The following is a 13,581-nucleotide window of genomic DNA, read 5'->3' on the forward strand; positions in this document are numbered from 1 at the left end:
CTCGCGCTGATTTTTGACCTACCTTTAGGTAGATTTTCCACATGATATCAACCTGAAATATTAACGATTCCAGACCGTTAATTTGGCGATCGCTCCCGTGCCGATTCCTGCTCTAATTTAGACACAACCAAGCGCTAATTTTGCCCGTTACACAATTTTAGCCTTTGATGCCTCTGTCTAAAGTTAGTTGTTTGTTATATTGAGTAATATTACCGTCTAAACAGGCGCTGAACATTAAGGGCAAGCATTTGATAGCGCGTCGGGCGATCGAACTACCAAACTATTTTATAAGGAGAACAACTAAAAGTGAAGATAGGAGCAAATTACCTCGGCAATAACCAATGTGAATTTACCGTTTGGGCGCCCACCCTCAAACAAATCGCAGTCCAAATTGTTTCCCCAAACAAACGCCTGATACCCCTGCAACAATCGGCAGAAGGTTATTGGCAAACCACAGCTACAGACATCGAACCAGGAACCCTTTACACTTACCAAATCGAAGGAAAAACCGACCGACCAGACCCAGCCTCAAAATATCAACCCCAAGGCGTACACGCTCCGTCGCAAGTAATAGATGCAAATAACTTTACTTGGACTGACACAAGTTGGCAAGGCGTGCCGCTAGCCGAAATGATTATTTACGAACTGCACGTCGGCACCTTCACCCAAGCCGGAACATTTGAAGCAATAATTCCCCAGCTAAAACAACTTAAAGAATTGGGAATCAACGCCATCGAAATCATGCCAGTAGCCCAATTCCCCGGCGACCGAAACTGGGGATATGACGGCGTATATCCCTACGCAGTTCAAAACTCCTACGGCGGTCCCGAAGGCTTCAAAACACTCGTTAACGCCTGCCACGAACACGGCATTTCAGTAATTCTCGATGTAGTTTACAACCACCTCGGCCCCGAAGGAAACTATCTCAGGGACTTCGGCCCCTACTTTACATCAAAATACGGCTCGATTTGGGGAGATCCCCTCAACTTCGACGACGCCTACAGCGACGGGGTACGCAACTACTTTATTGAAAACGCCCTCTACTGGTTTCGAGACTATCACATCGATGCCCTGAGATTAGATGCCATTCAAGCAATATTTGAAGTAGGTGCAAGACCTTTTTTACAAGAACTATCCGATGCCACAGCCGATATTTCCCAAGAACTAGGACGGCAACTTTACTTAATAGCCGAAAGTGACTTAAATGATGTCCGCACTGTACGTCCCAAAGAACTCGGTGGCTTCGGACTGGATGCCCAATGGTGCGATGATTTCCACCACGCACTGCACGCCTTGCTCACCGGAGAAGACGACCGATACTACCAAGATTTCGGCAAGTGCGAACACTTAGAAAAAGCCTTCAAAGAAAGCTTTGTTTACTCGGGCCAGTACGCCCCCCACAGAAAGCGGAAGCACGGCAATTCCGTTAAGGATGAACCCGGTCATAAATTTCTGGTATTTTCCCAAACTCACGATCAAATCGGCAACCGGATTTTGGGAGACCGACTCTCGAAAATAGTTGACTTTGAAGGATTGAAACTTGCAGCAGGCACTGTCTTAATTTCTCCCTACATTCCCTTCTTTTTTATGGGAGAAGAATACGGAGAAGAAGCACCGTTTTTTTACTTCGTTTCCCACTCGGACGAAAACTTAATTGAAGCTATCCGCAAAGACAAACAACAAGAATTTAAAATCTTTGAAGGGCGAGGCGAGTTTCACGACCCCCAGAGTCCTGAGACTTTTGATAAGTGCAAGTTAAACTGGGAAAAACAAACGGAAGGCAAACACAAAATCCTTTGGGAATGGCATCAACATCTGATTCAACTGCGGCGGACAATACCAGCCCTTAAAAAACTCGACAAAAACAGTCTTGAAGTGTCCAGCATTGAAGCCGAAAAAATCTTATTTCTACGTCGGTGGACAGATGACAGCCAGATATTCTGCATTCTAAACTTCAACAGGCAAGAGGTAGCTTTTACGGCTGCACTTCCCCAAGGCAACGGTCACAAAATTTTAGACTCTGCTGATGAAAAATGGATGGGTTCAGGTTCTAGCTTGCCTGAAAAGATCAATTCCGAGCAAAAATTGACCGTTAAACCGCAGAGTTTCGCACTCTATGAATTACAGTAATTAAAACGGGAAGCAAAGCCTCACATACAGGCGTTCCCAGGCAGAGCCTAGAAAGAAGAAACAGGAGGCAGAACCTGTCTCGCTCTCAGGCTAGACTGCGGAATGTAGTCCCACAAGAAACGGGAGGCAGAGCCTCTCTCATTCCCCGCCTCTGCCCGGGAATGCAGTAGAGGAGGCTCTGCCTCATAGTATTAAAAGAGAAAACCCTAAAAAACCCGGAGTAAAATTAACATGATGAGAATTCCCACAACAACTTATCGGATTCAATTTCATGGAGGTTTTAACTTTGAAGCCGCCAAACAAATCCTTAGCTATCTGGAAGATTTAGGAATTACCGACCTTTACGCTTCACCAATATTTAAAGCCAGAAAAGGCAGCTCTCACGGATACGATGTCGTTGACTCAAATCAGCTCAATCCCGATTTGGGAACATCAGAAAATTTTGAAGGCCTCACATACGAAATCAAGAAACGGAACATGGGATGGCTGCAAGATATTGTCCCGAACCACATGGCTTACGATACTCAAAATTTGCTGCTGTTAGACGTATTGGAACACGGGCCCGATTCCGACTATTTTGATTACTTCGATATTGAATGGAATCACGCTTACGAACATCTCAGGGGTCGAGTGCTGGCTCCGCTGCTGGGCAATTTTTATGGAGAGTGTCTGGAAAATGGCGAGATTCAACTCAAATACAGCGAAATTGGGCTGACTATCAATTATTATAGCTTACAATTGCCAGTAAGAATTGAATCTTATGCTAAATTTATCAGTCATAATTTGGGGCATTTAGCCAGAGAATTAGGCAGACGCCATCCAGATTTTATCAAGTTTTTAGGAATTCTTTATTTGATTAAAAATACACCTTCAGAAACTAAAGGTAAAACCAGATACGATCAAATAGCTTTTGTCAAAGGACTGCTGTGGGAACTCTACAATCAAAATCCCCTTGTACAGGAATTCATCGATGAAAATATCAAAGTGTTTAACGGAGAAAAGGGAAATCCAGAAAGCTTTAATTTGCTAGACGATTTGCTTTCCGAGCAGTTTTACCGTCTGGCTTTCTGGAAAGTGGGGGCAGAGGAAATTAACTACCGAAGGTTTTTTACGGTCAACGAACTGATTTCGGTAAAAGTTGAAGAGATTAAAGTGTTTCACAAAAACCATGCTCTGATATTCGACATGGTTGATGAGGGAAAGTTTACTGGATTGAGAATCGACCACATCGACGGACTGTATGACCCCACAGAATATTTAAAACGGCTCCGGGAGAAAGTCGGAGACACTTATATTACTGTTGAAAAAATTCTGGAACACGAAGAAGATTTGCCGTCATATTGGCCGATTGAGGGAACTAGCGGGTACGACTTTTTGAATTACGTAAACGGCGTTTTTTGTCGGTGCGATCGCGAACAGCAATTTAGCGAAATATATCAGAGATTTACTCGGTTGAACGTTCCCTACGAACAGTTATTTTTAGATAAAAAAGGACTGATTGTTGAGAAAAACTTGGCGGGAGACGTAGACAATCTAGCTCAACTTTTGAAGAATATCTCCGGTCAATCGAGACAGGGAAATGACTTTACTCGTCCCGGTTTGGAAAAAGCATTGGCGGCTGTTTTGACGATTTTTCCAGTCTACCGAACTTACATCAATCAAGACGGTTTGAGAGAGTCCGATCGCACTTACGTAAAATATGCGATCGCCCATGCCAAACAACAAGTACCGCGACTCCTCAAGGAACTTAATTTTATCGAAACGGTGCTGTTGCTCGAAGAAGAAGAAACTCTAACACCCGAACAAAAAGAGCAGCGCCGACACTTTGTAATGAAACTCCAGCAGTTGACAGGCCCATTAATGGCAAAAGGCGTTGAAGACACCCTTTTATACGTCTACTATCGGCTTTTATCCCTCAACGAAGTGGGAGGAAATCCCAGTCAGTTCGGCGTGTCGCTGGTAGATTTTCACGAGTTCAACAAACAACAGCAAGTTGCTTGGCCGCACAAAATGAATGCGACAGCTACCCACGATACCAAACGCGGCGAAGATGTGCGAGCCAGAATCAACGTTTTGTCAGAAATTCCCGATGAATGGGAACAGCAAGTCAGGTCTTGGAGAGAGGTAAACTCTTCTAAGAAAGTCAACTTTGTGAATCGAATGGTTCCAGATACTAATGACGAATACTTCCTGTACCAAACTCTGCTCGGCAGTTTTCCCTTTGAGGGAATTGAAAACACTGATTATGTCGCTCGCCTGAAAGATTATGTGATTAAAGCTGTCCGCGAAGCCAAAGTTTATACGGCTTGGCTGAGACCGGATAACGACTACGAAGCTGGTTTTATGACCTTTGTCGATAGCGTTCTCGAACCTTCGGAACAAAATCAGTTTCTCAACAAATTTATACCTTTCTGTAAAAAAGTAGCTAATTACGGAATTTTCAATTCTTTATCTCAAACGCTGCTGAAAATCGCGGCTCCGGGCGTTCCCGACATTTATCAAGGGACGGAATTCTGGGATTTAAGCCACGTCGATCCGGATAACCGCCGTCCCGTAGATTTCGATCGCAGAATCGAGGTTTTGCGGGAAATTAAAGAGCAAGCTCAGACTGATATTTTGCAACTGGTGGAAGATTTGATTGCGACGCGAGAAGACGCGAGAATTAAGTTGTTTTTGACGGCAAGAGCGCTAGAAGCGAGAAAAAAATACTTGCAAGTTTTTCAATCAGGCGATTATCTGCCCCTGCAAGCAGTTGGCACATTTAAAGATAATGTTGTTGCCTTTGCCAGAAGCTTTGGAGAGACTACCGTTATTGTCATTGCTCCCCGGTTTTTGACGGGAATTGTCAAACCGGAAGAAATGCCGATCGGCAAACAAGTCTGGAAAGATACTAATTTGAAATTATCCGAGCAAATGCCGTCGGTTTGGAAAGATGCGATTACAAATCAGGCGGTAGAAAGTAACGGTACTTTGGCAATTGGTGAAGCTCTGAGTTACTTTCCCGCAGCTCTGCTGATCGGTAAAAAATAGAAACTAAAGTGGTAGGGTGCGTCAGGCATTGATTATTGGGATTTCACAAGGTTTTTTGGCTCTGACGCACCCTACCACGTGCTGGGCTTTTTGAGTTAAAATATTAGCAGGAAAGCAATCTTAGTAGCGAGAGGAATAGCAAAATGCGATCGCTCGTCAAAACCGAAACCAGTACCGAAACCAGACTCTCTTGGTGGGCTTACCTATTTGTCCTCGACGAATTCATTGCCGAAGCAGATGCTACTATCAACGGCCCAGCAGCCCTTGGCAACCCAGTTTTGAAGCTGTCCGAGCGCGACTGGGATTTTTTGCTAGACATGATGTTAGATCCGCCTCCTCCAAATGAAGCTCTGATTAAATTATTTCAAGACTATGGCAACTCAAACAAATAATACATTGTGGACTTCTTGATTGCTCCGATCGATAGAATAGAGCGCAGTACAAGCAGCCTTAAAAAAGAGCCATTTAATTCTGGAAATCCCGAATTAGATCGGTACTTCAAACAATACGCTCAAAAAAACGATCGAGATGGGATTGCCAAAACTTTTGTGGCTTTTTCGTCTGGAGGCAGTCAGATAATTGGCTATTATTCTTGCTGTGCAGGTGTAGTTGAACGCGAAGACTTACCAGCAGACCTGCGCCAGAGGCTGCCGAGATATCCGATTCCAGCTATACTGATTGCTAAACTTGCAGTCGATCGCTCAATGCAGGGTAGAGGACTTGGCAAACAACTATTACTTCACGCTCTTGCTAGAGCAATAGATGTATCCGAAATAGTAGGAGTTTACGGTGTCAGAGTTGATGCCATAGACGAGAAGGCAAAAGAGTTTTACCAGAAGTTTGGTTTTTTAGAATGCCAGGAAACTGCCCTTTCACTTTTTATGCTGATGAACACAATTAAACAAGCAGCAAATGTGAAGCCTTCCGATCCAACCGCTACTTAACATGATTCTAATTGAGAATTTTTACTTCTATTTTGCCGCCACAAGATCGATCGCCCCTACCAACCAAACAAAATTGATACAACAAAGACGGCAAATACAACACAACCTATACGGTTTGCCACAATACCCGAATCCATCGTACCCCGTACATTAGGAAGAGTAAAGAAAAGCAGTCAACAACTGTAGCGGTGCAAGGCTCGTGAATGCAACCGTCCCTCAACAGGTTCGGTAAACACGCCTTCATCCCCCGGTCTAACCGCCCGCAGTATAGAGATAAGCACCCTATCGAAGACTGTATTAAAGCAGGACTCACTATCCGTACACCTCCCAGGTGAAATCGCAGTCCTGAATAACCAGACTATCACACAGATAGAAAACCAAAATTTTGTAGAGATTGGAGCCGGAACACCCCTATGGGAAAAGTAGTTGGAATTGACTTAGGTACGACAAACTCCTGCGTCGCAGTTATGGAAGGCGGCAAACCCACCGTCATAGCCAACGCCGAAGGGGGTCGCACCACACCTTCTGTAGTAGCATATGCTAAAAATGGCGATCAACTTGTCGGACAAATCGCCAAGCGTCAAGCCGTGATGAACGCCGAAAACACCTTTTACTCAGTAAAACGGTTTATCGGGCGTCGGGTTGATGAAGTAGCCCATGAAACCACTGAAGTTTCCTACAAAGTCCTCAAAGTCGGCAACAGCCTCAAACTAGACTGTCCCGCCCGCGGCAAACAATTTGCCCCAGAAGAAATTTCTGCACAAGTTCTCCGCAAACTGGTAGAAGACGCCAGTAAATACCTCGGCGAAACTGTTACCCAAGCAGTAATTACTGTTCCCGCTTATTTCAACGACTCCCAGCGCCAAGCTACGAAAGATGCGGGAAAAATTGCCGGCATAGAAGTGCTGCGGATTATTAACGAACCTACAGCAGCAGCTTTAGCTTACGGATTAGATAAAAAGAGCAACGAAACCATCCTCGTATTTGACTTAGGTGGCGGTACTTTCGACGTATCTATTCTCGAAGTAGGCGACGGCGTGTTTGAAGTGTTAGCAACTTCTGGAGACACTCACCTCGGCGGTGACGACTTCGACAAAAAAATCGTCGATTACATCGCTAACGAATTCCAAAGAGCCGAAGGCATTGACCTCCGCAAAGACAAACAAGCACTGCAACGCCTGACGGAAGCAGCAGAAAAAGCCAAGATTGAACTGTCAAGCGTTACGCAAGCAGAAATCAACCTGCCGTTTATTACCGCGACTCAAGACGGGCCAAAACACTTGGACACGACTTTGACGCGGGGCAAGTTTGAAGAACTGTGCTCGGATTTGATCGATCGCTCCCGCATCCCCGTAGAAAATGCGATCCGCGACGCCAAATTAGACAAATCTGCAATTAATGAAGTCGTCTTAGTTGGTGGTTCTACGCGGATTCCTGCGGTGCAAGAACTGGTCAAAAAACTCCTCGGCAAAGAACCCAACCAAACGGTAAACCCGGACGAAGTGGTCGCAGTGGGCGCAGCAATTCAAGCAGGCGTACTCTCCGGCGAAGTCAAAGACATCCTGTTGCTCGACGTTACCCCGCTGTCTCTCGGCGTCGAAACCTTGGGCGGCGTGATGACCAAAATCATTCCCCGCAACACCACTATTCCTACCAAGAAGTCGGAAACTTTCTCGACTGCTGTAGACGGCCAAACAAACGTGGAAATTCACGTTTTGCAAGGCGAACGGGAAATGGCGAATGATAACAAGGATTTGGGAACATTCCGCTTAGATGGAGTTCCTCCAGCCCCCCGTGGCGTACCTCAAATTGAAGTTACTTTCGATATCGATGCTAACGGTATTTTGAATGTAGCTGCTAAGGATAAAGGTACTGGCAAGGAGCAATCGATTAGCATTACTGGTGCTTCTACTTTGCCCAGCAATGAAGTCGACAAAATGGTCAAGGAAGCCGAGGCAAATGCGGCTGCTGACAAGGAACGTCGCGAAAAGATCGATCGCAAAAACCAAGCTGATTCTCAAGCCTATCAAATCGAGAAGCAGTTGGCAGAATTGGGTGATAAAGTCCCCCCTGCTGACAAAACTAAGATTGAAGGGTTGCTCAAAAACTTGCGCGAGGCGATCGCCAGTGAAGATGACGATCGCATCAAAACCCTAACAACAGAGTTGCAGCAAGCATTCTACGCTGTCAGCAGCAACCTGTACCAGCAAGCAGGCGGCCCAACTGATGGCCCTGGTGGCCCCGGTGGCCCTGGCGGCTATGGAGACGGCGGCCCCACTGGCGGCGGCGACGACGTGATTGACGCCGACTTCACAGAAGGCAAATAGAAGGCTTAACTAAAAGCCCGTAGCTAGAAGCAAGAAACCCGGTTTTGAACAGAAACCGGGTTTCTGTTCATTCAAAAACAAACCAAAGCCGATCGACTAAAATTACTAAAAATCTTGCTTGAGGCATAGAGACAAAACTAGAATATGCTTCGATAAATATCATAAACTAGCAGTAATAGCGCAATCGAGATCAATTAAATGTCACGTTATCCTATACAAAATTCCTCCCCAAATACTCCCAGCCCATCTCATGTCGCATCCTTGCGCCGACTCCGCCGGATCAGCCATTTACTAGACAATGCAATTCCGATTCCCGGCACAAAATACCGTATCGGACTCGATCCGATATTGGGACTTATACCGGGCGGCGGCGATTTAATCAGTTCAATTTTTGCAGGATATGTTGTCTTCAAATCCGCTCAAATGGGAGTGCCTCAAGAGACTTTAGTAAAAATGGCAGCTAATATCGTATTTGATACAGTTGCTGGTACTGTACCGGTAGCCGGAGATTTGTTGGATGTTGCTTGGAAAGCTAATGTCAAAAATATAGAATTGCTGGATGCTCATTTAGGTTCCCCTGAACAAGGCAAAAAAGCCGATTGGCTATTTGTGGCGGCGTTGTTGTTGGGTTTGATATTAATTGTCGGAGGCGTGATTTTCTTGAGTGTGATGCTTTTTGGCTGGCTATTTCAAGTAATTACAGGGCGTTAATCTTGGGTTTTAGGGTAAAAATAATAAATCATTCTAGCTGTGTCAGGTTAAGAGAACCTAATCTGGGATAAATTCTACTTAAAAAATTTCGTGTATGTCTATAACCATGACCAGTCAATATTTAGATTACGCAAAAGCAGTCAGAGAAGAAATTTTTCAGCACATAAATCAACCTCTCTGGTATCAGAAAAGTATCCAAGATGTTAGCAAAGTAGTCATTATTCTATCCTCGCCACGTAGCGGGAGTAGTCTCCTTTTTCATCTCCTCAGCCATACAGAACAATTGCTCTCACTTAATGGAGAACATACCACTTATTACAAACTTAATGGCTACAGTTTTCCGTTTCGCAACTTTCAATCAGATTTTCTGGAAAATCCCAAGATAAGTAAGTCGGACTTAAAGAATTTTTCACGGGATTTTTTATCATCTGTTGGTGTAGGTTCTGAACAAGTAATTTCGAGACCCGAAGAATTGAAAAATTTTACTCAACTTATGGCTTTAAGACTACCTATGCAATGGCCACAATTGGGTATGTCAGCAGAACAGTGGTTAGGGTATATTGCAGAAGCTTGTAGACAATACTTTTACGAACATTCAACATGGAATTCATCTATCTTTCTAATCGACATTTTAAAAAGATTATTGATTTATTATCCAGGATTTAATCCGTTTTACTACGATATAAAACCATCTTTATTAAAGTCCCACTTCCCAAATATTAGTTATCCAAAAGCACCGCCTAATCCCCACTTTTGTATTGAGGAGCCTCCTTTTATTGTTCTCAAACCCCGCCGTTGTCCAACTTCAGAGGAAATTAGCAGCAAGCCTTGGTTGTTAAAAGCTTCAATTGATGCTTTTCGCCTTCCCCTGCTCAAGCAACTGTTTCCCAATGCCGAGTTTAAAATCATTCATCTTACTCGCCTTCCCGCAACAAGTATTAACGGTCTCTATGACGGCTGGAGTCACAGAGGATTTTTCTCTCATAATTTAGAGGGGATTGCTAATTTAGCAATCCCTGGATATTCTGATCTCTATGAATGGGGGAAACATTGGTGGAACTATGAACTTCCACCCCAATGGAAAAAGGTGATCAACCAACCTTTAGAATATGTTTGTTGCTTTCAGTGGTCGAGTTCACATCAGGTAATTTTAGAAAGTTTAGCACAAGAGAAAGCAAATAACATTTTGAGAGTGAAATTTGAAGATATTATCTCATCTTCCCAACAGCGTCTACTGACAATTGGTAGAATTTTGGAATTTATCGGAATTGGCGAAGATAACGAACTCAAAAAGGTTGTTGAAGAAATGCAGCCAGTGATGTGTTCAGTCCCAGCAGATGAGACTAGATGGCTTAATCGTAAATCCCTAATCCTGCCAGTTATCAATCAAAAATCAATTCGCCAATTAACAAATGAATTGGGATATGAAAATAGATAGGGAAACGCGCTAACTTACATCTTGCATCTAATTGCTAGGTTCTGTTGTGAATTTTTAAGAGATTAAAAGCGATCGCCCTTTCTCGAACCTAAAATAATATATTTTAAGGGTGTTGACAAAAAATATTAAATGTGTATTCAACTCTCAATTGTCTTTGAAACTAGCTATTGAGCGGCTCGCCCTTGAGTCGGATCTAGTGATATAATCCAGACTATAATATCAAATTGATATAAATGCTTGAATTATCAGCCCTTGGGCTGCTACAGTTGCAACCGATGCACGGCTATCGGCTAAAGCAAAAACTGGAGCTGTTTATGAGCAGTTGCATCAGCGTCAACTACGGAGCGATTTACCCACTCCTGAAGCGCTTGGAAGAGCGAGGCCAGATTGCGACAATTGCCGAAGAAGCCGGAGATGCGGGCTGTCCGCGCAAAATCTACGCAATTACCCCCAAAGGGCGCGAACTGTGGCGGCAAAAAATGCTCGAACACCCTCAAGAAAGCTGGGTTAACAGTGGTTCCCGGTTCCAAATCAAGTTTTTCTTTTTTGGGGACTTAGAACCCGCAGAACGGCTGAAGCTATTGGAACACCGCTTGCGAGCCTGTTACACCCGGCAAGACTACATCGAAAGCCTCAAGAGCGAATATCCACTAACCGACGACTATCAATTTGCCTCTCGCGATCGCTGCAAGTCAGTGCTGGCGTCAGAGATAGAGTGGTTAACCGAGCAACTAGCCAAGGAAAAAAGGGCGATCGCTGGAGTTCGTGACTCCCCAACCTCCGCTGAATCCGCCGACTCCAAGGGAAAATCCTTCCAACTCACCCACTCAGGTGAGTCATAAGAAGGATGTGTAATCTTTCCTGCCATCGTAACTTTTGAGAGACAACAAGAAGCTTTCCTAAAAAGAATCACTCCCTGGCTTGGCTAACTGCGATCGGGCTAAAGCCCTGCACATACCGCAACCTCATTAAAAAGGTACTTTCCCGATTCCATCCTGTTTAAAATCGCTTGTCCTTATTCCCCCATGTTTGAGGGGAACGCCGGAAAATCAAATATTCCGCCCAAGTCTCAGTAAGTCAGAAGTTAAAAAAAATCTAAGTGGTGCTGCCAATGAGTTATTCTAAATCCCCAGAATCCGTCGTTGAAGCTGAAGAGCAAAAATCTCCCACACCGCAACTGCACCCAAGGGATGCAGACAGCGATCGACCGCAGGATTCTGCTACCGTTGTCGATCGCCCCGAAGCTGTTGCTAAACCGGAACTGCACCCAACCGATGCAGACAGCGATCGACCGCAGGATTTTCCGCCTATTGCCGATCGCCCCCAGCCTGGTAAACCGCGATCGCGCTGGCCCCTAATTGCCGCGCTCGCGATCGCCACAGGCGCAGCAGGTTTCGGCTGGTACTCGTGGCAATCGGGTCAGAATCGCGCACAGCAACCGGCAGCAGCAGCCCAACCCAAAGGCATACCAGTCAAGCTCGCAGCCGTACAAACCAGCTCAGTCCAAGATGCCTCGGAATTTGTCAGCAGCTTAGAGGCCAAGCGTTCGGTAGAAATCAAACCCGAAGCAGAAGGGCTAGTCACCGAGATTTTTGTCAAATCCGGGGACTTCATAAACAAAGGGCAAGCCATCGCCAGGATAAAAAGCGACAGCGCCCAAGCTGACTTGAGGCAATCTCAAGCCAACCTGATCCGCGCTCAATCCCACTTAGCCGAATTGCAAGCAGGAACCAGGCCCGAAGAAATCGCCCAAGCTCAAGCCCAAGTCGCCCAAGCCCAAGCCAACCTCGCCCAACTGCGATCGGGCTCTCGGCCAGAAGAAATTGGTCAAGCCCAAGCCCGCGTTAGCCAAGCTGAAGCTGACCTCGCCGATGCCCAAACAGGTAGCCTCTTAGAAGAAATCGCCCAAGCCAGAGCGCAAATAGAAGCAAGCACAGCCGAAGCAAAGTTAGCCAGCCAGCAGCTTGCCAGATATCAGGCATTGGCAAAAGAAGGCGCAGAATCCGCCAACACCCTAGAGGAATACACCCAAAAAGCAGGTACCGCCAAAGCCAACCTCCGAGAAGCTCAAAGGCGGTTCGAGCAGCGGCAAAAGAACAGACAAGCCGAGATCGAGCGACGGACAGCAGCTTTGCAACAGCAGCGGCAAGCTTTGCGGCAATTGCAAAACGGTTCGCGCCCAGAGGAAATAGCCAAAGCCGAAGCAGAAGTCGCACAAGCCAAGAGCAGATTAGCGCAGTTAGCCAACGGTACGCGCCAAGAACAGCTCGATCAAGCCCAAGCGCAAGTTGCCGAGGCCGCCGCTCAAGTGCGCGGCTTTGAAGTACAACTGCAAGAAACTGCGGTCATCGCGCCCTTCGCGGGAGTCATCGGCGACATACCAGTGAAAGTAGGTGATTACTTGAAAAAAGGTGATGCGATCGCCACCCTGACTGAGAACCAAGTGCTAGACTTGCGGTTATCAATTCCTTTGGAACGGCAGCCTCAATTACGCTTAGGGCTGCCAGTACAAATGCTCGACGCTCAAGGTAAGGCGATCGCCCAAGGTCAAATCAGTTTTATCTCCCCCAACGTCAGCGCCAATTCCCAAACAATTTTAGCTAAAGCCACATTTCCCAACCCCAGCGGCGAACTGCTTAATCTCCAGTTTGTAAAAGCTAAAGTCATCTGGAAACAGAACCCCGGAATTTTAGTTCCAGTAACAGCAGTCACTCGCTTAGGTGGCGAAACTTTTGTCTTCACAGCTCAAAAGCCAGAACAGCCAAAACCTGGGATGCCACCTTTAGTAGCGCGGCAAAAGTCCGTGAAATTGGGAGCCATTGAGGGGAATAATTATCAAGTTATCGAAGGTTTGAAAGCAGGCGAAAAAATTGTTACCGCAGGCATCCTTAACCTTACAGACGGTGTTCCCATTATGGCTCAAGAGGAAGGGCAAGGAGCAGGTAAAAAATCACCAGTAGAAAGCAAAAAATAAGGTATATTGTTGCGATTTAGCGCTCTT

At 45.6% G+C, this 13,581-nt stretch carries 9 protein-coding genes; all 9 read left to right on the plus strand.

The genetic code is table 11. From position 1 onward, the window contains the following. The first annotated feature begins 306 nt into the window (after positions 1–306). Entirely contained in the window at positions 307–2,130 is a 1,824-nt protein-coding gene (gene treZ / locus OSC7112_RS04715; protein ID WP_015174825.1) for a malto-oligosyltrehalose trehalohydrolase, read from the plus strand. 234 nt (positions 2,131–2,364) lie between these two features. Beyond that, on the plus strand, positions 2,365–5,160 hold the full coding sequence (gene treY / locus OSC7112_RS04720; protein ID WP_041622925.1) for a malto-oligosyltrehalose synthase: 2,796 nt from the start codon (positions 2,365–2,367) through the stop codon (positions 5,158–5,160). A gap of 143 nt (positions 5,161–5,303) precedes the next feature. Next, the gene (locus tag OSC7112_RS04725) at positions 5,304–5,552 is read left to right on the plus strand and encodes a type II toxin -antitoxin system TacA 1-like antitoxin (protein ID WP_015174827.1); all 249 of its coding nucleotides are present in this window, start codon (positions 5,304–5,306) and stop codon (positions 5,550–5,552) included. Between the two features lie 6 nt (positions 5,553–5,558). Then, on the plus strand, positions 5,559–6,104 hold the full coding sequence (locus tag OSC7112_RS04730; protein ID WP_015174828.1) for a GNAT family N-acetyltransferase: 546 nt from the start codon (positions 5,559–5,561) through the stop codon (positions 6,102–6,104). Between the two features lie 413 nt (positions 6,105–6,517). After that, on the plus strand, positions 6,518–8,431 hold the full coding sequence (gene dnaK, locus OSC7112_RS04735) for a molecular chaperone DnaK (RefSeq protein WP_015174829.1): 1,914 nt from the start codon (positions 6,518–6,520) through the stop codon (positions 8,429–8,431). A 198-nt stretch (positions 8,432–8,629) separates the two neighbouring features. After that, positions 8,630–9,142, plus strand: a complete 513-nt coding sequence (locus OSC7112_RS04740; RefSeq protein WP_015174830.1) for a DUF4112 domain-containing protein — start codon at positions 8,630–8,632, stop codon at positions 9,140–9,142. 94 nt (positions 9,143–9,236) lie between these two features. Further along, entirely contained in the window at positions 9,237–10,580 is a 1,344-nt protein-coding gene (locus OSC7112_RS04745; RefSeq protein WP_150111495.1) for a sulfotransferase family protein, read from the plus strand. 233 nt (positions 10,581–10,813) lie between these two features. Further along, entirely contained in the window at positions 10,814–11,422 is a 609-nt protein-coding gene (locus OSC7112_RS04750; RefSeq protein WP_015174832.1) for a PadR family transcriptional regulator, read from the plus strand. A gap of 269 nt (positions 11,423–11,691) precedes the next feature. Continuing rightward, positions 11,692–13,554 carry an efflux RND transporter periplasmic adaptor subunit gene (locus tag OSC7112_RS04755; protein WP_015174833.1) on the plus strand — a complete coding sequence of 621 codons (1,863 nt, stop codon included), beginning with the start codon at positions 11,692–11,694 and terminating at the stop codon, positions 13,552–13,554. Positions 13,555–13,581: the final 27 nt, after the last annotated feature.

Origin of the sequence: Oscillatoria nigro-viridis PCC 7112, from assembly GCF_000317475.1 — a bacterium.
Taxonomy (GTDB): Bacteria; Cyanobacteriota; Cyanobacteriia; order Cyanobacteriales; family Microcoleaceae; genus Microcoleus; species Microcoleus nigroviridis.

Coding starts and splice junctions, on each gene's coding strand:
- treY (WP_041622925.1), top strand. CDS start 2,365: ATGAGAATTCCCACAACAACTTATCGGATTCAATTTCATGGAGGTTTT.
- OSC7112_RS04725 (WP_015174827.1), top strand. CDS start 5,304: ATGCGATCGCTCGTCAAAACCGAAACCAGTACCGAAACCAGACTCTCT.
- dnaK (WP_015174829.1), top strand. CDS start 6,518: ATGGGAAAAGTAGTTGGAATTGACTTAGGTACGACAAACTCCTGCGTC.
- OSC7112_RS04740 (WP_015174830.1), top strand. CDS start 8,630: ATGTCACGTTATCCTATACAAAATTCCTCCCCAAATACTCCCAGCCCA.
- OSC7112_RS04745 (WP_150111495.1), top strand. CDS start 9,237: ATGTCTATAACCATGACCAGTCAATATTTAGATTACGCAAAAGCAGTC.
- OSC7112_RS04750 (WP_015174832.1), top strand. CDS start 10,814: ATGCTTGAATTATCAGCCCTTGGGCTGCTACAGTTGCAACCGATGCAC.
- OSC7112_RS04755 (WP_015174833.1), top strand. CDS start 11,692: ATGAGTTATTCTAAATCCCCAGAATCCGTCGTTGAAGCTGAAGAGCAA.